General features: G+C 54.7%; 20 protein-coding genes and 2 pseudogenes. 7 read left to right on the top strand and 15 right to left on the bottom strand.

Features of this window, described 5'->3' with window-relative positions:
* Positions 1-41 precede the first annotated feature (41 nt).
* Together AD949_RS06760 and AD949_RS06755 are read right to left on the bottom strand one after the other, a co-directional pair.
* A complete protein-coding gene (locus tag AD949_RS06760) occupies positions 42-890 on the bottom strand; it encodes an ABC transporter ATP-binding protein (RefSeq protein WP_048836664.1) in 849 nt (282 codons plus the stop codon).
* Positions 887-1,738, bottom strand: coding sequence for an ABC transporter permease (locus AD949_RS06755; protein WP_048836665.1), 852 nt, complete (start codon positions 1,736-1,738; stop codon positions 887-889). Before AD949_RS06755 ends, AD949_RS06760 begins: the two co-directional genes overlap by 4 nt.
* Before the next feature lie 228 nt (positions 1,739-1,966).
* Here AD949_RS06755 and AD949_RS06750 point away from each other — a divergent pair, with 228 nt between their 5' ends.
* Positions 1,967-3,400, top strand: a complete 1,434-nt coding sequence (locus AD949_RS06750) for a lytic transglycosylase domain-containing protein (protein WP_048836666.1) — start codon at positions 1,967-1,969, stop codon at positions 3,398-3,400.
* 208 nt (positions 3,401-3,608) lie between these two features.
* On the opposite strand, the gene AD949_RS06745 is transcribed toward AD949_RS06750, so the two are convergent.
* Genes AD949_RS06745 through rfaD form a run of 8 tightly spaced genes read right to left on the bottom strand, consistent with a single transcriptional unit; the run spans position 3,609 to position 11,086 of the window.
* Positions 3,609-4,982: a DUF2142 domain-containing protein gene (locus AD949_RS06745; protein ID WP_048836667.1), complete on the bottom strand. Its 1,374-nt coding sequence runs from the start codon at positions 4,980-4,982 to the stop codon at positions 3,609-3,611.
* The gene (locus tag AD949_RS06740; protein ID WP_048836668.1) at positions 4,979-5,323 is read right to left on the bottom strand and encodes an EamA family transporter; all 345 of its coding nucleotides are present in this window, start codon (positions 5,321-5,323) and stop codon (positions 4,979-4,981) included. The genes AD949_RS06745 and AD949_RS06740 overlap by 4 nt, the downstream gene beginning before the upstream one ends.
* On the bottom strand, positions 5,323-6,399 hold the full coding sequence (locus AD949_RS06735) for a glycosyltransferase family 2 protein (protein ID WP_082064849.1): 1,077 nt from the start codon (positions 6,397-6,399) through the stop codon (positions 5,323-5,325). The genes AD949_RS06740 and AD949_RS06735 overlap by 1 nt, the downstream gene beginning before the upstream one ends.
* Positions 6,396-7,337: a hypothetical protein gene (locus AD949_RS06730; protein WP_048836669.1), complete on the bottom strand. Its 942-nt coding sequence runs from the start codon at positions 7,335-7,337 to the stop codon at positions 6,396-6,398. Before AD949_RS06730 ends, AD949_RS06735 begins: the two co-directional genes overlap by 4 nt.
* Positions 7,334-8,134 carry a peptidoglycan editing factor PgeF gene (pgeF, locus tag AD949_RS06725; protein WP_048836670.1) on the bottom strand — a complete coding sequence of 267 codons (801 nt, stop codon included), beginning with the start codon at positions 8,132-8,134 and terminating at the stop codon, positions 7,334-7,336. Before pgeF ends, AD949_RS06730 begins: the two co-directional genes overlap by 4 nt.
* Positions 8,131-9,210, bottom strand: coding sequence for a class I SAM-dependent methyltransferase (locus AD949_RS06720; protein WP_048836671.1), 1,080 nt, complete (start codon positions 9,208-9,210; stop codon positions 8,131-8,133). The genes pgeF and AD949_RS06720 overlap by 4 nt, the downstream gene beginning before the upstream one ends.
* Before the next feature lie 13 nt (positions 9,211-9,223).
* Positions 9,224-10,066 (bottom strand): prolipoprotein diacylglyceryl transferase, encoded by an 843-nt coding sequence (gene lgt, locus AD949_RS06715; RefSeq protein ID WP_048836672.1) that lies wholly within the window; start codon positions 10,064-10,066, stop codon positions 9,224-9,226.
* Between the two features lie 39 nt (positions 10,067-10,105).
* Entirely contained in the window at positions 10,106-11,086 is a 981-nt protein-coding gene (rfaD, locus tag AD949_RS06710) for an ADP-glyceromanno-heptose 6-epimerase (RefSeq protein ID WP_048836673.1), read from the bottom strand.
* 194 nt (positions 11,087-11,280) lie between these two features.
* Here rfaD and AD949_RS06705 point away from each other — a divergent pair, with 194 nt between their 5' ends.
* From AD949_RS06705 to AD949_RS06695, 3 genes are all read left to right on the top strand, one after another.
* Positions 11,281-11,874, top strand: coding sequence for a LemA family protein (locus AD949_RS06705; protein ID WP_048836680.1), 594 nt, complete (start codon positions 11,281-11,283; stop codon positions 11,872-11,874).
* Positions 11,875-12,002: 128 nt separating this feature from the next.
* Complete coding sequence (locus tag AD949_RS06700) at positions 12,003-12,938, top strand: TPM domain-containing protein (RefSeq protein WP_048836674.1); 936 nt, start codon at positions 12,003-12,005, stop codon at positions 12,936-12,938.
* A gap of 90 nt (positions 12,939-13,028) precedes the next feature.
* Positions 13,029-13,331 (top strand): putative quinol monooxygenase, encoded by a 303-nt coding sequence (locus AD949_RS06695; protein WP_048836675.1) that lies wholly within the window; start codon positions 13,029-13,031, stop codon positions 13,329-13,331.
* A gap of 100 nt (positions 13,332-13,431) precedes the next feature.
* Here the strand turns inward: AD949_RS06695 and AD949_RS06690 are convergent, their stop codons facing one another.
* The 3 genes from AD949_RS06690 to AD949_RS06680 are packed head-to-tail and all read right to left on the bottom strand — an operon-like array spanning position 13,432 to position 15,192.
* On the bottom strand, positions 13,432-14,103 hold the full coding sequence (locus AD949_RS06690) for a DUF799 domain-containing protein (protein WP_048836676.1): 672 nt from the start codon (positions 14,101-14,103) through the stop codon (positions 13,432-13,434).
* Entirely contained in the window at positions 14,100-14,474 is a 375-nt protein-coding gene (locus AD949_RS06685; RefSeq protein ID WP_052944590.1) for a DUF4810 domain-containing protein, read from the bottom strand. Before AD949_RS06685 ends, AD949_RS06690 begins: the two co-directional genes overlap by 4 nt.
* 52 nt (positions 14,475-14,526) lie before the next feature.
* On the bottom strand, positions 14,527-15,192 hold the full coding sequence (locus AD949_RS06680) for a CsgG/HfaB family protein (RefSeq protein ID WP_048836677.1): 666 nt from the start codon (positions 15,190-15,192) through the stop codon (positions 14,527-14,529).
* Positions 15,193-15,967: 775 nt separating this feature from the next.
* On the opposite strand from AD949_RS06680, the gene AD949_RS06675 reads away from it, so the two are divergent.
* Together AD949_RS06675 and AD949_RS13760 are read left to right on the top strand one after the other, a co-directional pair.
* Positions 15,968-19,153, top strand: a complete 3,186-nt coding sequence (locus AD949_RS06675; protein ID WP_158319960.1) for a TonB-dependent receptor domain-containing protein — start codon at positions 15,968-15,970, stop codon at positions 19,151-19,153.
* A 608-nt stretch (positions 19,154-19,761) separates the two neighbouring features.
* Positions 19,762-20,717, top strand: a pseudogene (locus AD949_RS13760) (IS630 family transposase).
* 13 nt (positions 20,718-20,730) lie between these two features.
* Here the strand turns inward: AD949_RS13760 and AD949_RS06660 are convergent.
* Together AD949_RS06660 and AD949_RS06655 are read right to left on the bottom strand one after the other, a co-directional pair.
* Positions 20,731-20,913 (bottom strand): annotated as a pseudogene (locus AD949_RS06660) (IS5/IS1182 family transposase); the annotation flags it as partial.
* 177 nt (positions 20,914-21,090) lie between these two features.
* Positions 21,091-21,540, bottom strand: a complete 450-nt coding sequence (locus tag AD949_RS06655) for a MarR family winged helix-turn-helix transcriptional regulator (protein ID WP_048836433.1) — start codon at positions 21,538-21,540, stop codon at positions 21,091-21,093.
* A 41-nt stretch (positions 21,541-21,581) separates the two neighbouring features.
* Here AD949_RS06655 and AD949_RS06650 point away from each other — a divergent pair, with 41 nt between their 5' ends.
* A complete protein-coding gene (locus AD949_RS06650; protein ID WP_082064807.1) occupies positions 21,582-22,709 on the top strand; it encodes an FAD-dependent oxidoreductase in 1,128 nt (375 codons plus the stop codon).
* Positions 22,710-22,963: the final 254 nt, after the last annotated feature.

The raw sequence follows: 22,963 nt of genomic DNA, 5'->3' as shown, positions 1-22,963 counted from the left end.
ATGCGATGCGATGCGATGCGATGCGATGCGATGCGACTGGCTCAGGTGTGGTGGTCAGGCTCGTACATGGCCACGCGATAGGCCGCCATGACATCGGCAGTCGGGCCGTCCCTATGGATCTGCCCGCCTTCCATCCAGATCAGCCGGGTACACCATTTTTCCAGCACATCCAGCGCGTGGGAGGTGATGACCAGAATATCCGTTTTGTTCACCACGGATGAGAGGCGCTTTTCCGCACGTTCCTGAAAATGGAAATCTCCGGCCATGAACCATTCATCCATCAGCAGAATCTGCGGGGTAATTGCGGTGGCTAGACCAAAGCCCAGCCGGACGATCATGCCGGAGGAGTAGAGCCGCACGGGCAGGTCCAGAAATGTGTCAAGCTGGGCGAACTCTTCTACATCCTGCTCAAGCTGGCGGATTTGCGCTGTGGTCAGCCCTTTGTGGCGGCCCATCAGGGTTATGTTTTCACGCCCCGTCAATTCTGGGTTCATGCCGGAATTGACATCCAGCAGGGCGGCCACCTGTCCACGAATATGCACATTGGGGGCGTCCGGCATATAAATGCCTGCCATCACCCGCAGGAGGGTGGATTTGCCAGCACCATTATGGCCGATCAGCCCCACGCGTTCTCCAGCCCGGATTTCCACGGATACCGCATTCAGCGCCTGCACATACACAGGCCCACCGTCCGGGCGATCCATACGGACTTCTCCGCCCGTGCGCAGTCCGCGAGAACTGGTAAGGGCTGCCTTGCCGCGTTTGAACAGTAGCTTCTTGAGCGAGCGTGCGCCGCCATGAAAAATCGGGAAATTAAGGGAGAGATCCCGGATGCTGATGGAAGACGTGCCAGAGGGTACGCGCCCGGCATCAAAAATAGATTGGTTCATACCCAGAACGCCAGTTTGCTGCGGGAGCGTGAGAAGACAAACAAAGCCAGCAAGCAGAAAACCGCGCTGATCCCTCCAGCAATCAGCCATGACGTCTCAGTGGGACTCTGCCCCAGAAACGGCCTGCGTACAATTTCCAGCAGGGAATAGAAGGGGTTGAAATAGAGCCACCAAGCATGAGCGCCCACCTGCTTGGGCTCCCAGATAATGGGCGTAATGTAGAAAATAATCTGCATGACGCTGCCCACAATGGGGGGAATATCGCGGAAACGCGCACACGCACAGCCCAGCAGCAGGCACAGTGCCACACTATCCACCAGCCAGAGCAGCAGGGCAGGGAGGGCCAGCACCACTTCTGTTCCCGGTGAGATACCAAAAATCAGGAAGACCGCGACTGGCACCACTAGATTGTAGCTGAATACAATCCCGCAGCGCATCATGGTTCGCAACGCCTGCACCGTGTAGGGCATGTTGACCGAGCGTAGGGTTTCCGTCGCCCGCGTAAAGGTGGAACAGCTCTCAAGAATTAGGGCTGAAAGGCCAGTCTGCCATAGAATTATCGAAATTGAGAGGTAAGGCAGGTAATCTTTCAGAACAAGATGAAACAGCTGGGAATAGATCAACCCCATGGAGCCGATCATGACCGCCGTTGTCAGTGTGAGCCAGAACGGCCCCAGTGTGGACCCGCTGAATTGCAGCCTGATATCCAGCCAGCCGAGCGTTGCCGCCAGTCGCCACAGCCGGAAGCCATCTGCAATATCCTTGCAGGCAGTTGCCACGTGGGAGCGCGTGCGTGGGGCCGGGGCTGTAAAGCCTGTGTGTTCAGAAGAACCGGAACTGACCATCATGCCTTCTCGCCTATCCGATCACGCGGCGGCCCGCAACTCCCGCCTCACTCAGGACGCCCGGGGCCTGTGTGGAAAAGTCCCGCTGGTGCACGGCAGAAGCCGGGATGATGTGTTGCGTGAGAGACGCTGGCGTTATAGAGACTTAGAGAAGAGTTTTTCCATATACTCTCAGGAGAATCCCCGGGAGGCCAGTGGTGCTTCCATACGTGGGCAGGGCGGATATAATCCATGACATCCAGACGACCCCCCTTCCGTTTCTACCAGTCCCTCGCCCCGCAGCGGCGTAAGGCGCTGCGTCGTGCTGTGCGGACTTCTCCGGCTTTTGGCTTGCTGGCCTTGCTGGCTGCCTGCGCAGGGCAACCGGGCACAGGTGGTTCTCCCGCCGTCCCGGTGGCGGAAGAGGCTGCGCAGTATCGCGCACATGCGCGATCCTACTATGCTCCTCCCGGTCCGCCGGAAGATCCATGGGGACCGTATATTCAAGAAGCGTCCAAAAGGTTTGACGTGCCGGAAGAATGGGTCCGTGCTGTCATGCAACAGGAATCTGGTGGTCGTCTTTTCCATAACGGGCAGTTTGTCACATCCGCACCGGGTGCGATGGGACTGATGCAGCTCATGCCGCCAACGTATGATGCCCTGCGCTATGCCTATAATCTGGGCGATGATGCGTATGAACCGCACGACAACATCATGGCTGGCACCGCTTATATCCGGCAGATGTATGACGTCTATGGCTCGCCCGGCTTTCTGGCGGCCTATAATGCAGGCCCCGGACGGCTTGAGGATTTCCTGACACGTAACCGTACACTCCCGCGTGAAACCCGCAATTATGTGGCCTCCATTGGCCGCCGCATTGTGGGCATCTGGCCGGCGAACCGCTCTCAGGCGGATATGCTGGTGGCCAGCCATGACAGCATGGCTTTGGCCTATCAGCCAGTGCAGTCCAATACGGAAACAAGTTCGGTCCGCACCGCGTGGCAGCACAAGCAGTCTGGCTTGAGCGAGGATAGCCAGCCGGTGCAAGTGGCTCAGGCTGCTGAAAGCAGTTCAGGGGATACACCGTCCTACGGAGCTGACTGGCATCCGGTAGCGCATGCGGCAAATCCTTCCGCGCGGAGTGATGTCAGTTCTGTCTGGGCGCAGCGTCTCGCGCGTTCTGGCGGCGCGGCTGCTGCTGCGTCTGAAGCGCCGGTACAGGTTGCACAGGCAGTTGATGCATCTGAACCCGTTGAAGATACAGCGGATGAAGCACAGTCCGCTATAACCCCGTCCAAGCCTGTCATGCCGACACAGGCCCATGTGGTACGTGTTGCGGCGGTTACCCCAGCGGCAACACCAAGCCGTGGTCGGTCTTTCCGTCTGGTTTCCCCGGCTATGGCGGAGCCTGCTCCGTTGCTTAGCAAAAAATCTCGTGCGGAAGAGCCGCGCAACTGGGCCATTCAGGTCGGGGCGTTTAATACCGCCTCTATGGCGCAGCAGGCCACGGGGCAGGCGCGTAATCACGCACCGCTTTCTGGTGCCAGAGCGCAGGTTGCCGCCGTGCAGGTCAAGAAAGGCCGCCTTTACCGCGCGCGCCTAACCAACCTGTCCCACACAGACGCTGTCGCCGCCTGCCGCCGCCTGAGTGGGTGTGTGGTGGTCTCTCCGGACTCGCGGTCCTGACGAGAAGTCTTTTGTATCCGTTCACATCGACTTACGGGTTAAGCCACGCTTCCTGTTATGGTTGATGTCTTTATCCGGTCTCATCCGCTTCTGTTTGATCGAACGGTGCTTGGGACTGCTCGGGCGGCATGCTGCTGTCATCGTGATAATTGTCGCGATGACATGCACATCAAGTCCTGAACGCGGTTGCTAGATATTTTTTCGGAATTCAGGACACGATATAATATCGTGTTAAAAGGACAGAGATCATTGAATAAGTAGAGAAAAGAAAAAGAACTGCAAACAGGGAAAATGCGCAGAGAGACCGGCGGGTTATTTTTAGTTCACCTAAGGCATAAGCCAGAAATAGAGCAGGGATTAGAAAATACCGTCCCTGAATACCTTCGATTTCGGACGCGTTAGCTGGGGTCCATGCAAGGTAAAGAGCCATAAAAATCAGCAGACAGGACGCCAGACTCATACCTGCCATAATACCGGACGAAATCCATGTCTCGCGTTGGTTTTTCCATGGGAGGCATAATAGCGTGATGACCAGAAGTAAAAGCGTCAGGGCCTCGTAAAATTTCGTGGGAAAGAGCGTGTCTAGCCATCCAAGATCGCCAAGAAAAGAACAGATATAGAAATTCTGCTTACCCGGGTCTGCTATTGTATTGACAATCAAATGTGCAAAATGAAGCGGATGCAGGAAAATTCCCAGAAGTTTTTCATGGACAGAGGTATCTGGATGAGGGTTGCTGATTGTCATTTTCATGGCAAGCAGTGTCCACCCTATTACAAAGGCAGTACAACTAAGAGTCTGCCAGAGGACGTTTTTTCTTTTTGTGTAAATCCATGCCATGAACGGAAGCAGAAGAATGGGTAACGCATGGAGCCGGCATGCGGCAACCAGCGTTACAGAAATGGAGAGTGTGTACAGCAGCGCAGGCGGAGTATGGCTTGCAAGGCGTTTGGTCTGACAGAAAACAGCAAGCGCCAGTATTGTGACTGCCGTAGCCATACCATCCAGACTAGCAGCAGCAATCTGGAACAGAGTCATGGGAATTGCCAGAAGTGCAAGAACAAGAGCGTTGGGCGCAGAGATGGCAAAAGCAGCAATGATGATAAAACACGCTATTATGGCACTCATCAGGCGCGCGAGCCTGTATGAGTTGTCGATGGAGAGATGTGTGTATTCGCCAATCGACAGGCCGATGGCCTGTGGTGTGTAAAGGATGGGGAAATAATATCCTGTTCCCGGCGCAACAGTAAACGTTTTATCGGCAGTCCACTGAAAATTTCTTATGATATTTAAATCATTTTGTGCAATTTTTTTGTCTGTGTGTCTGTCATATCTACTGCAGTATTCAAGGTAGTTCTCAAGCCCTGAATCAACAAATCCGCCGGAAACTTCACCCGCTGGTGTTTTCAGGAAAAATTCGCCTTTTGAGAGCCAGTAAGCGCGTTTGAGGTGATCGCGTTCATCCGGCGATTGCAGGGGTGGAATAATGCCCGTTTCTAGGAAACAGAAAAAGCCGATAAAGAGAGCGGCAAGAATGGTTAAAAGTTTTGGGGAAATAGAGTTCGGTAAAAAAATAAATTTCATGATTTTTGTACCAGAGAAACTAGAATGCCGGATATAATTAAAAGAACGCCAAATGCATATTGCCTATTAAAGCTTTCATGGAGAAAAATATAGCTCAGGACAGGCACTATCACAAAGGCAAGGGCCATTAAGGGATAGACCCGTCCCAGTTCCGCACGTTGCAGGATCCATACCCAGCCTATGGTTGTGAGGCCATATAAAACCAGCGCACTTGTCAGAATGCCAAGGCTGGCAGGGTCAAGCAGCGTTCCGGCTTTCTGGAACCCGGTTGCACTGAGTTTAAATAGGATTTGCCCGAATGCGATACCTGTCACGCATAAAAGCGTGTAAACAATATCCATCAGGCTACGTCCTTCTTTGCCAGTGTTGGGAAGTCTTTCTGGATCTGATACGTGTTCAGAACGCGATGGAGCGGTAACCCATGATGTTTTCCGGGTTCTGAGCTGATGTCATAAGATAGAAAAGAAAGAATAAACTGCGTTCCCAGCAGAATGGGTAGTCCGGCAAGCATGACGGTACCGGCTGAGGCATAGATGCCGTCCTGCACACTATGCAGCCAGTGGATAATTCCGACACTGCCCCCGATAACCAGCAACAGGATGCCGAGCGGGAGTTGGAACGAGGCGATGGACATATCTCGAAGATAGTAGTTGTAGAAAAGACGTTTTATAAAATTTTCAAAATGCTTTCGTAAAAATTCAGGAATGATTTTTCTGATTTTCAGGTTGCTGACCTCATCGCCATAAACGGCAGTCATGGGGATGTCCATAACCGTTGCTTTCAAGATATTCAGCCGGAACAGCATGTCTGTTTCAAAAAAATAGCGGCAGCTTATTTTGTGCATTGGGAGTATGGCGGCAACATCTCGGTGTATGGCGGTATAACCATTGGTTGGATCAAAAAGACTCCAGTACCCGGAAGAGATTTTAGTAAGAAGAGACAGGACAGCATTACCAAAGATTCTTGCTTTTGGCATGTGTTCCAGCCCTTCCAGATTAAAAAATCGATTGCCTTTTGTATAATCGGCATGGCCGGAAAAAATAGGTGCGACAAATTCCGGAATAAGCGCCGGGTCCATTTGTCCATCACCGTCAATTTTGACAATGGTTACAAGACCATCAGCGACAGCGGCCTGATAACCGGTCATCACAGCACCGCCCACCCCTTGATTTTGGGTGTGGTAGAGGACTGTTACTCGTGGATCGTGGCAGTTTTGCGCAACAAATTGTCCTGAATGTTCCGGGCAGCAATCATCTACGACATAAATTTTTTCTACTTCTGATCCAATGCGTGAAATAACGTTTAGAATATGTTGTTTTACTTTATATGACGGGATAACAACCCCAATAGAGAGCGTTTCGGACATGTTTTTGTTATTCGCGTCTTCCGTTATGGGGTTGGGATCACTGTTCATCATTGTTTTTTATGGCTTTTCCCAGCATCAACAGGCGGCGGTAGCGGCGCATTATCACGCCCGGAATAACGGTCAATAATCTGCCGGACGGCCCCTGCGGCTTCCTGTGCGGCTACGACCGCAACATCACCCCAGTAGCCATCAAGAGAGTGGGCATCAATATCATGGAGCTGTGTGGCGGCACCGGCTTCCTTGCCGGTTTTGTCCGTCACGCGCCAGATAATTTCAATATGCTGCTGTGGGTGGCCAGTTGTGCCAACGGGGCCGGGGCTGAGTTTAACCGTCGTGGCGACGGAGAAATCTGCGTTTTCCGCCGAGTTCTGGAGTGCATCAGCCGTGTTGCGGAAGGAGGCCGCAAAGGCGCGGCTGAGCGAGATATTGCCGTCCCCCGGTGCCCCCGTCACTCCTTTAAAATAAACGCGGGCGGCACGGTGCTTCAGGCTATGCGGGTCTTTGTCCATGTCATCCGCCTGAATACCGGTTAGTACGGACGCCACTTTGGGGGCGGCATCCTGAGCGGCAAGGCTGAGTGTTGCCGGGTCTGCCGCAGTCCAGAGCAGGGCCTGTATCGGCTCACCTTCCTGCGTGGCACGAATTTCGTTTTTGGGGGTCATGACCATATAGACGGGTACAATCTGGTCCCCTCGCTGGTCGGCCCGCATTTTCAGCCACCAGTCTCCGGGGCGGACAGGTTGCGCCATAGCGGGGATTGTCTGTTGGAGCAGTTCTGCCGCAACATCCTTGCTCCATAGTCGGCTGGCCTCAGCAGGCAGGCGGCTTTCTGTCGAGACGGGAATATCCAGCCGGGACGGCGGGGCGTTGGCGGCCAGCCGCGTGGCTTCCTTACCCGGATTGGAAAAAGGATGCGGCACATCAATACAGCCGCTCAACAGGAAAAGCCCGGACAGAGGAAGAACCGTGCGCCGGAAAAAGCCGCTCATCCGTTCTGCACTCCTGTTGCAATCACTGAAATCTGGTGCCCAATCGGCCCGCCTCCGGCCAATGTACGTCGCCGATGGCTAAAAAACCGTTTCTCGTCCGCCAGTGTGTCCACGCCAAGGGCGGCGACCTGCCCAATTCCTGCGCGTTCCAGCCGGAAGACGCACCAGCCTGCCAGATCAAACTGGTAATGGCCGGGCTTGCCGGGTGTAAAAAAGCGGACGGCCTGCGCATCGGCTGAGGTAATGGCAGCATGCATGTCCTCACCCGTCTCGTAGCTTTCCTGCGCGATGCAAGGGCCAACGACGGCGGAGATATTCGCAAGCTGCACGCCCAGAGCCAGCATGGCGTCCAGCGTGGCTTCCAGCACACCGGCCAGCGCCCCGCGCCAACCAGCATGAGCGGCTCCAACAGTCTTGCCATCCTTGGATGTGAACAGAACTGGTGCGCAGTCAGCCGTAATTACGCCCAGCGCGACATCCGGCAGGCGTGTCACCATAGCGTCCGCTTGTTCACCCGCGCCGGGTGCCCAAGGGGTTTCTACCGTTATCACGCGCGGGCAGTGGATTTGCGTCACGCCCAGCAGTTTTTCCGGTGTCGCGCCAAGGCAGGTTGCCACGCGGCGACGGTTTTCGGCCAGACAGGCGGCCCCATCCCCTGAGCGGGTTGAACAGTTCAGGCTGGCATACGGGCCGGTGGACACGCCACCTTCGCGCGTAAAAAATCCATGGCGGGCTGGAGACAGCAGAGGGCTGGTCAATGGGGAGGGCTGTGTCTGGGCAGTCTGGCCGGATGTCATTCAGCCGGTCCTTTCATAAAGCCGGGGGGCATGGGGAGTGAGGGAGAGGCAAGGGCCATAACCCGGAAAAGATGCCCCATCTTTTCCGGTGCGGTCAGTCGGTGCGCGCCGCTGCGTAATTCTGCCGCATCGTGCGGACTGGCATGGGCGGCGAGTTGTTCCGTGCGTTCCGTCAGCCCTAAAGCACGTAAAAACGTCCCTTGTGTGACGGCCCCCCAGATGGCCGCACCCGCTTGGCTGGCGGCGGCGGCAAAGGCGGTAAAGTCCACATGGGCGGTCAGATCGGCCTCACCCGCGGCGTCAAGCGGTTTTGCCGGGCGGGCGTGGCGCAGGGCTTGCAGGGAGTCTCCAGTCAGGCTGGAATTGTGGCCATAATCCAGAAACAGCGCGGCTCCGGTGGTACGGGCAAAACGTTGGCCGAGCAGACGGGCAAGCTCCAGAGCCGGTTCACAGAGTTCCACCACGCAGTCCGGGTCCAGCGCGCGGCCATCAGGTAGTGCGGGAGGCGGGCAGGGCACGCAGCAGAAAGCGCCGTTCTGCACGTAATGTTCCTGCCATCCTTCGGGCGTGTGCAGAAACTGGCGGATGGGGAGTGCGTCCAGAAACTCATTGGCCACCAGAATCAGGGGGCCATCCGGCAGACTGTTCAGTGTGGCGTGCCATGTGGGGGAAAGGTTCGGCCAGCGTGCCCCGAAAGGAGCAACTGCGGCCGCCTGTGCCTGCCGCATGAGCGGCGAGGTTTCCACCAGATGCACCTCAAGAGCCTGAGCAAAAGCGGGCACACGGGCAGTAATCAGCCGGAGCATGTCGGCCATCAGGGTGCCGCGCCCCGGTCCGGCTTCTGCTAGAATGACAGGGGTTGGGCACCCCATGCTGGCCCAAACGGTGGCGGCCCATGCGCCCAGCAGTTCGCCAAAAACCTGCGAGATTTCCGGCGCGGTAATAAAATCACTCAGCAGCGGGTGCGTGGCGTAATACTGCGCATTGGCCCGCGCCATGAAATGGTCCAGCCGCTCGGCCTGCTCCGTCTGGTCGGGCAGGGGCGAGCACTGAGCGTTGGGCGCTGGACCGGGCATCAGGTGGTCCCCATCAGGCCCCGGTATCAGGAGTGGTGGCGGGCAGGCCCGTGTAAACCGGGCTGCGGGAGGCGTGGACCATCAGCGCGACCCCGGCCAGCAGCATGGGCATGCACAGGACCTGCCCCATGGTGACACCACCGGGCAGGAAGCCCAGAAATGCATCTGGCTCCCGAAAGAACTCGCAGAAGGTGCGCGCGCAGGAATAGCCCGCCAGAAACAGTCCGGCCAGAAAGCCGGGCTGTTCCCGAACACTCTGCCGGCGGGAAGCCACGAACATGATGATGAACAGCAGCAGCCCTTCCGTCAGGGCTTCATACAGTTCGGACGGATGGCGCGGGATCGGTCCGGCATTGGGGAAAATCATGGCCCAAGGCAGTGTGGCAGGGGCTTCCCGGCCCCAGAGTTCCCCATTGATGAAATTTGCAATGCGCCCCAGCGCCAGCCCGACCGGCACAGCAACGGTCACGCGGTCCGCAAAGGCCAGAAAATTGAGTTTATAGCGCCGCGTAAACAGCGCCATGGCGATAATCACGCCCAGTGCGCCGCCATGGAAGGACATGCCGCCTTTCCAGACTTCCAGAATGCTCAGCGGATGCGCGAGGTAAACCTCCGGCTGATAGAACAGCACATAGCCCAGACGCCCCCCCAGCAGCACACCCAGCGTGACCCAGCCCAGAAAATCATCCGCCTGTTCCACCGTGGCAACGCGGGGGACAAGGCGCACCAGCCTGCGTAGAAGGGCCACCCCCAGCACAATGCCCACAATGTAGGCCAGTGCATACCACCGGATGGCAAGCGGCCCCAGATGCACCAGCACAGGGTCAAATTGTGGAAAAATCAGAACTGGCAGCATGCGTCAGGGTGTCCGGACAGGGGGCAGAGAGAGGGGAAGTCAGAGATACGGGTTATCCGTGGCGAGGTAGCCTTGCACATACTGACGGATTCCGTCTTCAAGCGTCGTGAAGGTGCCTGTATAGCCCGCCGCCCGCAAGCGTGTGAGGTCGGCCTGCGTGTAGGACTGATACTGGCCACGGAGGCTGTCAGGCATGTCGATAAAGTCAACGTCGCGCGGGCATCCGGCGGCGTCACACACCGCATGGGCCAGATCCAGATAGGACCGGGCGATGCCGCTGCCGCAGTTGAACAGGCCGGAGACGGAAGGCGTCTCATACAGCCACAGCATGACATTCACTACGTCTCCCACCCAGATGAAGTCGCGCATCTGCTGGCCGTCGGCAATGTCCGGGCGGTCGGAGCGGAAGAGGCGGGCAGGGTTGCCAGCCTTCACCTCGTCATACTTTACCTTCACCACAGAGATCATTTTGCCTTTGTGATATTCGTTCGGGCCATAGACGTTGAAGAATTTCAGCCCGGCCCACTGGGGCGGCCGCGGGGCGTGCTTCTTCAGCCCGGTCATGACGTGCTGATCAAACGTATGTTTGGACCAGCCATAGAGATTGAGCGGGGTGAGTTGGTCCAGCTTTGCCGGATCATCAGAGAACAATTCCGGCCTGTCCGCCGCGCCGTAGGTGGCGGCGGAGGACGCATAGATAAAGTGTGTCTCTGTGCGGGCGCACCAGTCCCACAGGGTCTGGGTCAGGGCCACGTTGGTCCGCCACACAAGGTCGGCGTCCCGTGCAGTAGTCTCACTGATGGCTCCCATGTGGAACACGGCGTCCACTTTCGGGTTTGTGGCTAGAAAAGCCTCAAGCTCTTCCGGGGCCACAACGCGGGAGGGGGCATGGGCTGCCAGATTCCGCCATTTGAGGTCGGAACCCAGCCAGTCCACCACCACGGTTTCCTCCCCGCGTCTGGCGAGGGAAGCCTGAAGGCATGAGCCAATGAAACCGGCGCCACCGGTAATGATAATCATGAAGAGAGTTATAAAGGGCGCGGCTTCTCCCTCCAAGATGTAAGGCGGTTTTTGCTGCGTCTTTTTATAAGGACGGAAATATTTAGCATCGAGTCAGCGTTTTCGCGTAAAGAGAAACGACACACAGAACCGTGAGGGTTGGGGTGATGCCCCCAAAACGGATCTGTTTTGATGCGTTTATTAAGGATACCCTGATGAAGAAGCTTCTCATCCCTGCGATTCTGATCGTTGCCCTGCTGGCGATTTTCGGGTCCAGCTACAACCGCTTCATGGCGGCGGACCAGAACGTGCAAGAGCAGACAGGTCAGTTGCAGAATGAAGTGCAGCGCCAGTCTGACCTCATCCCCAATTTGGTCAACACCGTGAAGGGCTACGCGACCCACGAGCATGATACGCTGACGGATTACGCCGCCGCACGTTCTGGCGAGACCCCGCTGAACCGCATTGACCCGCGCACGGTGGACAACGCCACCCTCCAGCAGAAAATTCTGGAAGCCCAGAGCCGGAACGCCAAGGAAATCAGCGCGATTAACGCTGTTGTGGAGCAGTCCCCGCAGCTTCAAGCCAATCAGGACTTCTCCCGCCTGATGGTGCAGCTTGAAGGCTCACAGAACCGCATTACCGTGGCGCGCCAGCGTTTGCAGCAGGCCATTCTGTCTTATAACCAGACTGTCATGCATTTCCCCGGTAATCTGGTGGCTGGCATTATGGGCTACCATGCCCGCGTGTACTATCAGGCTTCTCCTGAAGCACAGACCCCGCCGGTTGTTGATTTCTCCAAACACTAAAACCTAGCGCGTTGAGGCACAGCACCATGCGGCAGTATCATCCCGTATCCCGCCTTGCGCGGTTTTGGAGGCAGACGGATCTTCCGTGCGCGGGTGGTCTGGGCCTTCAATCCGATAAGGGTGCTGGCATGTCTGCGCGTGTGGCGGCTCTCTATGCCAGCCAGCCTGTCGTGTGCGCGGAGGGGCGTGAGTTATCGCGGTTGGCCTGTGTCATCAGGTTGGTCGCGTTTGTCTGTCTGGTGTTGTGTGGGCTTGGTGCGGCCTTGGCTGTTCCGGCAGCGGCGGATGATGGGGTCGTATTGCGGCAATGGGTGACGGACCCGCAGAATGTGCTTTCAGCCGATGAGAACGCAGCACTCTCCCACAAGCTCTACCAGATTTCCCAGACCGTGCCGGGCAACCCGCAGATTGTAGTCTCTCTGCCCGGTCATGTTGATGATATCAGCCTTTATGCCAATGAGGCTTTTCATAAAACCGGCATTGGCAAAAAGGGCGTGGATAATGGCCTGCTGGTGGTGCTGGATATTCCAGATCGCCAGTCTCGTATTGAAGTCGGCTACGGGCTGGAAGGCGCGCTGACCGACCTGCAAACAAACGAGATCCTGCAAGCCGCCAAACCAGCCCTTCAGGCTGGCCAGTATGCGCAGGCTGTTAATGGGATTGTGGATGCGCTGGCTAATGTGCTGACCCATGCGGACCCTGCCGATATTGGCGGGGGCACGTCCGCCAGCCAACAGCCAGATTCCCAAACAGATGCCATGGAGGCGCTGATTGGTCTGGTTGTGCTTGGTCTTCTGTTTGTTCTGCTGCCCATCTGGCTCATTCGCCGGTCCCGCCGCCGCGCAGCGCTTTATCCGGGGGGATATGTGCCGCCGGAAGTGCAGGCTGAGCGGAGTGCGAAATGGAGCTTCTTCCTGAATCTGGTCCTCAACCTGCTTTCCATCATTTTGCAAAGCCGTGGGGGTGGCCGCGGCGGCGGCTCGTTCGGAGGGGGCGGGAGCAGTGGCGGCTTTAGTGGAGGTGGTGGAGATTCCGGCGGCGGTGGATCACAAAATTCATGGTAACGCTGTGCAGCAGGGTCTTCCCTTGCAGAGTTTGTTTACCGCTATACTTTGTGCCTGTGTTGAAAGCGATCTGAGTAAAGGATAGTCGCCGTGAGTGAAGAAATTACAGTTGTCGCCTTTGTAAAAGCCAAACCGGGTGCGGAACAGCAGGTGGCAGACGCCATGAAGGGCTGTGTAGCACCAACCCGGCAGGAAGCGGGTAACCTGTCTTATGTGCCGCAGAAGGATCAGGATGATCCGCAGACCTTTGTGTTTGTGGAACGTTGGGTCAGTCGCCAGAGCCTGAACGAGCATATGGAAACCCCGCACTTCAAGGCGATGATTGCCAGTGTGCAGGACCTTCTGGATGCTCCGGTTACAGTCCATGTGCTGAAACCGCTCGCCGGGGTCTGAAGTTTCTTAGCTTCAAGCATTGAAAAACCGGGATGGCCTGACGGCTCTCCCGGTTTTTTTTGTCTCTCTACGTGTGGGTGTTCCCCGCAATGCGGAAAAGTCAGTCCGTGCCGTATTTCACGGAACGTGGACCGTACAGCAGCCCATCCGGCGGCCCGACATGCAGCAGACGGTGAGCCGCAACATGCGCCACGTCAAAGCTCTGGTCCGTCAGGCTATGCACGGCCTGCTTGATGGCCGCGCCAACAAGAGCGCCAATCAGACCACCCGCATTGACCTGTGCCTCTCCGACATCGCTGCTGTTGGCCGTGCCAGTGCCGCTCCACAGAACGCTGCCGGTTTTCAGGTCCACCAGTTTGGATGTTGCCGTGACCACCGTGTTACTGCTGATCACCTGATAAACAGACCCATAGGCCGTAACGGTGGTGTATAACGCAGCATCCGCACCAAAGATGGACTGCAACTTTGCAGCCGGTGTCTGCATGATGTCATCGGGCGTATCCAGCCCGTTCTGGCGGAAGGTTTCAATTTCCACCGTTACGGGCACCACGTAATAGCCACCTTCGGCAAGTGGCTGGGTCATTTGCGCAATCAGGCCGTTTGAGGCGTTGACATCCGGCGTGTGGTTAACCGGCGGCAGAACCAGAATAGAGCGCGGTTTGGCGGAGCGGAATGCCGTATAGTCCGGTGCTTTGGCCGGTGTGGTGCAGGCTGTGGCCATCAGCGGCAGAGCGGCGCAAAGGCACAGGCGGGCGAGGTGAGAGACTTTCATGAGGAGGACTGCGCCTTCTGGCCAAGATTGTTCAGCAGGAAATTCATATAAGTGGCGGATTCAGGAAACAGGGTTTTTTCCTGACTGAATTCCTGCTGAGCCAGATCGGTCCGGCCTGTTGTGGCGTAGAGCATGCCCAGATGAGCATGGAAGCCCGGGGGCAGCGCCAGACCCTTGGCCTGTGCTTTCTGCACATCCTTTTCCAGTGCAATAATTTGCGCCTGCGGGTCTGTCTGCCCTTTGAGATACAGATATTGCTGAGCAGAAAAATCCTGCCAGCTATAGAGTGGCGGCGTGCGGTCTGTATTGGAGCAGGCCGTCAGGCACCCCAGAAGGCCGAGGCCCACCAGAGCTTTTTTGGACACTAACATAGAAAATAAAATCCAGTCTGAGATTTAAAAAGATAGAAAATGAGGCCGCCTGTTAGCGGATCTGACCAGCATCCACCTGCTGTGCAAGATGATTGACGGCATCCTGCACTGCCAGATCCAGCACCTTGCCGTTCAGAGTGGAATCATAGCTGGCGGTGCTGCCAAAGCCGATCACTTCACGGTCTGACAAGGCATATTCCGCAGCGCCTTCACTGGACGTGACAATCTGGGATGTGAGCGGGTTAACAATCTGGAGGCTGACTTTTGCGTAGGCAACCTGCTTGCGCCCACGGCCAGCAATACCAAATAGCTGTTCGTCCCCCACTTCTTTACGGCCAAATGCGGTGACATCGCCCGTAATCAGATAGTTGGCCCCCTGAATGTTCTGGCCCTGTTTAAGAAAGGCAGCTTCCTGACGCCCTTCCGTCAGATTGTCACGGTCCATCACGTTGAAGCGGCCGGTTTGCTGAAGGCGTGTCAGCAGAATGGTGCGCGCCTGATTGCCCAGCCGGTCAATGCCATCGGAAAAAATGCCATTCATGTAATTGGAGCGGTTGGCGAACTTGCCCGCGGCAATGTTAACGCGGGGGCCGTTATAAGGCGTTTGTGCCACAGCAACGACCGGCACCGGCAATGTGCGAGAGGATTCCGTTGCGCAGCCACCCAGCACTAGAAGGCCGATCAGACTAACGCTCCTTGCAAAGAAGTTAGAACGCAAAACAGTAATCCTTTTAAATGTATAAAATTTTAAGCTGTATATCGCTCTAAGGCGATCTTGTGAACAGGAGCTTAACCGCTAAAAAATCGTCTCAATTTTGAATAAATTCTTATTTTTTATTACAAACGTTACTTGTTAGGAGAAGGATTATTTCTGCGCTGCTCAACGCGGCCTCTCAGCTTTTTATAGGAAACAGCTAGGGGTGTGTCTTTTCACTGTGACTTAAAAGAAACTTACGCTGAGTGGCTTGCGAATGCAGGATGCACAATACAGGGATGCAACGCGATAATGGTTTGCCTGAGAAGAGGCGCACTCAAAATCTTTCTGTTTCATCAGTTTAATATGGACATCTTCTCTCTGAAAGATCGCCCGATTCCGTGGGGATGTAGCTTTTCGAGAAAGAGCGACATTTCAAAAAAGATACAATGCATGTGATTTACGCATGTCTAATGCAATAATTATGCAATAATTATGCATTGATGTGGGATGAGTGTGTCGAAAATGTATCATTCCTTATCCAAAATGTTTTTCCGCTCTGTTTTGGGCTTTCGGTCTCACAGGAAAGCCGTCCAGAAAAGCATTATGACTTTGTAAAAATTATTTCACTTCTTACGCGTCGGGACCAAGTTTGATGATGCAGAGACATCGCAGAGTGATGAAGCACGGACAAAATAAAAAAAGCCGCGTTTCTCTATCGTTTTCGTTGTTGTATGTTTTGCCCGTTCTTGCCGTGAGTGTGCCTGTATTAAGCGGTACCGCGGCAGCGCAGACCAAAGTGCCTCTTGCTTCTGGTACACATGGTAAATCCGGTAAAGCCAAAAAAGCGCATGCGAAAGCGACATCATCTCAGGCTGCAAGCACTGCGGGGACTTCGGTGCGCCCCATAGCCTCATCTCAGGCTACTGTTCCGCTTTCTCCAGTCACGCAGACCAAAGCGGCTACGACTGACCAGCAGTCAGTGTCTTCCAAAGTGCTTCAGCAGGCTCAAACTGTCAGTGCTGGTATGGAATCCAACACCGAACACGTGACGGTTACGGGTTCCCGCCTCTTACAGAACCGTCTGACCAATACAATGGCCACAATGGATCTGGGTGCCGACCAGATTCAGGCGCGCGGCTACACCAACCTCGGGCTTGCGCTGATGCGTGAAAACCCGAACTACGGCGTGCCGGATAACAGCACACTTGGCCCTCAGCAGGGCTCATTTGGCGCAGGTCAAACTTATGGAGACCTGCTGTCTCTGGGGGCGCAACGTACCCTTACACTGGTAAACGGCCGCCGCTTTGTTTCTTCTGCAACAGGGTCCCTCAGTGGTGCTGTGCAGGGAACGCCGGTGGATATTGCTAATATCCCTTCGCTGCTTATCAAAAAAGTGGAAACAGTCGTGGGGTCTGGCAGCCCGGTTTACGGGTCTGATGCTATCGCTGGTGTGCAGAACTTCGTTTTGGATGATGATTATCAGGGCGTGAAGATGGACGGCCAGACCGGCTTCAGCCAGCGTCAGGACGCCATCAGCTATCGTCTTGCAGGCAAGGTCGGTCGTCACTTTGATCATGACCGTGGCAGCATCGTGTTTGATACTGAATATAACCAGACTTTCGGTATGACCACGGCTGATCGCGCCAACTATACCGGCGCAGGCGATAAACGCTTGCAATATGTGCGAAATGCCGATGGAAGCGGGTATGAGTTGGCGCGTGGCGGCCGTTATTATCTGCCGTTTACAACAGCCGGTGTACCGTCCATGTCCGGCGCGTTGTATGATTATCCAAACTATCAGGGGCAGAATATTGGTACAGCCATTACAAATCAGGCAGGGCAGCCGCTGGTGTTCAGTCAGGATGGCAAGTCTCTTGTGCCGCTCAGCTATGGCACTCTGACAGGGGATGGCATTACAGCGGTAGGTAAAAAGGGCAGTAGCAACGGCTTCCCGATTTCAAACTATGACAACCTGCTGACAAACCAGCAGCGTCTGAATCTCACGATGCTGGGTCATTACGATATTACGGAACATCTCCGGGCATCGTTTGAAGGTTGGTATGTCAGGTCTTCCGTTTCCAACATGGCAAATCAGCCCTATTACAATACGCAGATGTTCAACGATGCCATGACGGATGTTACAAACCCTAATGGCGCACTTGAGCTGAGCACGGATAACCCGTTCCTCACGTCATCCGAGCGTGCCATTATTAAAAACAATCTCGCTGCGGCAGGCCTGCCGACAGACAAGTTTTACATGGCTCGTGCCAATACTGATTATTACACTGGAAAATATACAACAGATACCAACCTGTTCCGTTTTGTCGGCGGTCTTCAGGGTGATTTTCATTTTGCCGGTCGCAAATTTGAGTGGAAAGGCAGTGCGGAATATGGGGAATACCGCTCTTCAACCACGCAGCGCGAAATGTTGACGCAGAACTATATTAACGCATTGAACGCGGTGGAAGGTCCGGGCGGTAATATTGTCTGCGCTTCTGGTTATACTAACGCAGCCTATCCGTCTCTCAATTCTACCTGTTCTCCGCTCAATCCTTTTGGCGTCAATCAGAGTGGCAGCGCGGCCTCTCGCTATATCCAGACAGACGCACGGACAAAATCCATCAATCAGCAGTGGGACTTTAACGCGGACGTGCGAAGCACGGTTGTTAAGCTTCCTGCTGGAGACTGGACGTATGACATTGGGTATGAACACCGGTTTGAAGGTATGGATTTCAACGCAGGGAACTTCTACCGTGGTGAGCTGATGGCTGATGGTACACGCCAGCAATATGGTAACTCGGCACCTGTCACCAATGGTTCCGGATCCTACCATACGAATGAAGCTTACGGCGAAACCATGATTCCGTTGGTTTCCCCACAAATGAACATTCCCGGCGTGTACGCGCTGACAGCTACAGGCTCCGGTCGTTACGTGAACAATAGTGCGAACGGTGGATACTGGTCCTATTCAGGTGGGGGCAGCTATGCCCCTGTGCGGGACATTGTGTTCCATGGCAATTACACAACATCCTTCCGTGTTCCGTCTATTTCCGAACTATATTCTCCTCAAAGCACAACATTTGATGATGGCACGGACCCGTGCGACGTAACGGCCATCAACTCCGGGCCAAATCCGGCTGTGCGTCTGGCAAACTGCCGCAAAGCGCAGGTGCCAGCAGGTTTTCAGTCCAATTTCAACAAGTTCACCATCAAAGGCCTATCGGGTGGTAATCCACACCTGCAAAACGAGCAGGCTAAGCAGTTTACCGCCGGTGCGTCATTGCAGCCACGCTGGGTCAAGGGCTTTACGTTGGGCGCGGACGTATATGATGTGCGCGTAAAAAATGAAATTGCCAGCTTGGGTATGACAGACATTCTGGCTGCCTGCTATGACTCAACTTCTTATCCGAACAGCCAGTATTGCAGCGCCTTCCATCGTGATAGCAACAGTCAGATTAGTGAAGGATTTACGGAAGGGCTGTTTAACGTCGGCACAGAGCATTATCGTGGGTTGCAGGCGCACCTGTCATATTATCTGCCGCTTTCACGCCTTGGTCTTTCGGATGATGATGGTGCGATTCAGACAACCGTCAATTACAAGCATGGCTTTATTCATAAAGGCACAATCCTGACCAGCCAGTACGAATATCTGGGCACGAGCCAGGATATGCGTGATAATTTTACGGCTAACTTCAACTATATGCGTGGCCCGCTGTTTGTGCAGTGGCAGATGATGTATTACGGCAAGTCAAAATACAAACTTCAGGTTGCTGACGGTGTCTATCCGAACAATACCATGAAGCAGTATTTCACGTTTAACACGACCATCGGCTATACATTTGCCAAGCACTACAATGTCAGCTTCATGATGAACAACGTATTTGATGCCAAGCCGCAGTTCCCCTATCAGGGCAGCACCAATCGCTACTGGGATGCCATTATCGGTCGAAACTTCCAGGTTGAGGCTGGGGTGGAGTTCTAAGGAGCACGATATCTCAGAGCGAGATAAACGCTTTGAGATATGACTGAGAAACAACAAAAGGGTCATCCTGAAAGGGATGACCCTTTTTTATGCGCTCATTCTTAAACGTTAGAATATTCTATGATTACATTATAGTGGATATTAATTTTTCACTTATATCGAAAAATTATTTTAGAATGAGGTAACTTTATAAGAAATATCTCACGCAATTTGTCGATGCCGCATGGTGGTTCGATAACGCGCCGCTTTAGGCGAAGAAATTTAAGATGCGGTCCGCTAAATATTTATTGCAAAGCAGGCCTCATTTTCAAATCCGGAGAGCAATTTGCACTGCGTGGAACGTTTTCTCGTGGCTTCCGTGTGCCGAGCTGTGCTGAAACTGGTGGATCCAATGTTGGTTATACCACTTTTAGACCGCAAAACTCCGCCTGGCTTAATCAACATCTGAATGCGGATGGTTCAGTTGATAGTTATGAACGCTCCTATAGTATCGGCAGCAATACGGGGGGGAAGTCTAGAGCGTTTTCCACGCTGAACGAATCATCAGGGATTCCCAAAGTGGTTGTGATCTGATTCAAGATGAGAGCCGGAATGGAGGCTGGTTGTGGATGTCATCACGCACATTGTCTCTGGATCTTCTCGAACGTGTTGTCGCTGCTGTATTGTATGGTCTGTCGCGTCGTCAGGCGGCTGAACGGTTTGGCGTCAGTCCTGCGAGTGCGGTTCGCTGGTGCGCTCTTGCTGTCACGACCGGCAGCACTGCCGCCAGACCGCGTGGCAGGGATCGTCTGTCTCACCGGATCGAGGCGCAGGCGAGGCGTATCCATGCGCTGATTGCCGGGAAAGATGACCTGACCTTGGCGGAAACCCGTAACCATCTGGCTGATGACGGACATCACTTTGCCATTGGCACACTCTGGCGTTTTTTTCGCCCGTCATAAGATTACATGGAAAAAAGACCGCTCACGCGGCGGAACAGGAGCGGCCGGACATCCTGACACGACGACAGGACTGGTTCGATGCCCAGCCCGATCTCGATCTCGATCTGACATGGCTGGTCTTCATTGATGAAACCTGGGCTTCCACCAATATGACAAGACGCTACGGGCGGTGTCGGCGCGGCCAGAGACTGCGTTCCGCCGTGCCACACGGTCACTGGCAAACGACGACGTTCGTCGCCGGGTTGCGGCTGAGCGGTATCGTGGCTCCCATGGTGCTGGACGGTCCGTTCAATGGCCGTAGCCTCCAGACCTACGTCGACCGCGTGCTGATACCCGATCTGCGGCCATACGACATTGTCATCATGGAAAATCTCAGCTCTCACAAAGGCCCCGGCGTGCAGGCCGCCATCGAAGCTGCGGGAGCGACCGTGCGCTATCTCCCACCCTACAGCCCGGACTTCAATCCAATCGAGAAAGCCTTCTCCAAACTCAAAGCCCATCTCCGTAAAGCCGCAGAACGCACACGCGACGCTCTCTGGGACAGGATCGGCACACTGATCAATCAGGTCTCACCAGAAGAATGCGCAAACTTCTTTACAACTGCTGGATATGAGCCAGATTGAGAGGAAAATGCTCTAGCGCCGGATCAAACGCTGGACGACCACCTTTGCTCCCGTCTGAAGAGGTTAGAGTCTTGTCCAGATCAGGGCGGAGGAACACCTCAAAATCCACAATCCGGGACAACGTTTCAAGCCGGTTGCCAAGCCCACTCAGACGAGCCAGCCGCTCTTCAGCATCAAAGAAACCGTGCGGCTTCATCATCCATCTATCATCGTAAGATAAACGATGGAAACGCGGGCAGGCCACATAACCAAAAGGCTTTTCGAACTTTCCAGATCGGCCTTCTCAGCGTCTGTATTGCGCTGATTGGGGGACTGTCACCAATGTCATATTCAGGCTTTATCCTGACGTCGGCAGATAGAAAGAGATTTTTGTTCACGGCTCCATGGAATCAACATTTTCAAGCACACGCCTGAGCAGGGACACCAGCGTCTCAATCTCCTCTTCGGTCAGACCCTTCGTCATTTCGGAATTGCCTTGACGGAGGATAGTTCGTCCTTCCGGAAGTTTTTTCAGGGTCATATCTGTCAATGAAATCAGGCTTGAGCGTTTATCCTCGGGGTCTGGCACACGTTGCACCAGTCCATCTCGCTCCATACGTGACAGCATCTGCGCCATGGTCGGTTGCTCGACCTTCGCCCATTTTGCCAGCTCTTTTTGTGATAACTCTGTCCCGTCTTTGAGAGCTGTCAAAACCGGAAGTTGCGCGGTCGCAAATCCCAAATGTCGCAATCGCACGTCACCTATCCGGGTTAGTCCGCGGGATATCCGGTTGAAATAGTGACCGGGGTGACGAAGAGGATCCCAATTGTCAGAACGCTCCATTGCATAGGCTCCTATGTTTATGTATATAGGCTCCTATATAAATGGAGCGCAAAGATATGGCAACGGAGCGGATTGCGATTATAGGGGGTGGTCCGGGTGGTTTGATGCTTGCCCGTCTACTGCAACGTCAGGGGAAATGTCCTGTAGTGCTGGAGCGAGACCAGCATGCACAGGAGCGTCCTCAGGGGGGCTCTCTCGATATGCATGGAGAGACCGGCCAGTACGCGATGGAGAGGGCCGGGCTGCGAGAGGCATTTGTTGCGGCAGCCCGTCCAGAAGATCAGGGAGATCGTCTTTACAATGCCGAGGGTACGCTCCTGTTCGATCGCAATGAACCTACGGACGACCGGCCTGAAATCGACCGATCCGTGCTGCGTCAAATCCTGTTGAACTCCCTAGCCCCGGGGACTGTTCGCTGGGGGCGGCGAATAACCCGAATTGCTTCTGAAAAAGGAGGTTTCTTGGTGTATGGCGATGGGTGGTCCGAACAGTTTGACGGTGTCATAGGTGCGGATGGTGCGTGGTCTTGTGTTCGGCCTTTGCTGAGCGATGCCGTGCCGTTTTATGAGGGCGTTACGCTGGTTGAATTGGGGTTCGATGTGGCCCGTCATCCCCGGATCAGTAAACTGACCGGCAGCGGTAAGATGCTCGCAGTAGGGGATAATCGCGCATTGATTACGCAAAGAAACGGGTATGGCCATATTCGTGGATATGTTGGCGTCAGGGTGGCGGAGAGTGTAGCCAGAGAGTGGGGAAAGTGGTCCGGCGAGCGCGTGCGGCAGGCACTGCGAGACGCTTTTGCCGGATGGGCGCCGGAATTGCGGGACGTGATTGAAACGGGAGAATTTATTGGTGCAAGGCCGCTTTACGCTTTGCCCGTGGGGCATTCATGGAAAAGTCAGGCCGGTCTGACCCTACTGGGTGATGCAGCGCACCTCATGTCTCCGTTTTCGGGTGAAGGGGTCAATCTGGCACTCGCTGATGCCGTAGAGTTGGCGGATGCTCTGACTTCGGTCGAGGACTGGTCGTCAGTCAGTCGGTATGAGCATATTGTGTGTGCACGTGCAACGGTGGCAGCCGAAGGGGCGGCACAGGGCTTAAGAAGCGTTTTCTCATCTAAAGGAGTAGAGCATGTTCTGGGGCATTATCGTGCGCGTATGCGTACGTGAGAAGACTTGTCATCGGTGAATTGTTTATTTAGGAAAACCAATGCATAATCAAGTATTTTCGTCAATGTAGACAGGATCAGTTAATCAGATCATCGTATAAGTTCATGCGAGACTTGGGTGGGAAAGAATTAAACTGCTGATTGAGTATGCCCTATTTTTCTAGAGGCCTAGTCTCGGGGTGTCTTTCAGTCATATATCAGCCATGTGGTGTGCCTAGAATGTTGCGAAACATGGTTACGAATCTTGGAATTTTT

The organism is Acetobacter orleanensis, assembly GCF_001581005.1.
GTDB lineage: Bacteria > Pseudomonadota > Alphaproteobacteria > Acetobacterales > Acetobacteraceae > Acetobacter > Acetobacter orleanensis.
Note: the sequence above shows the minus strand (reverse complement) of the source record. Positions and strands in the feature narration are given on the sequence as shown.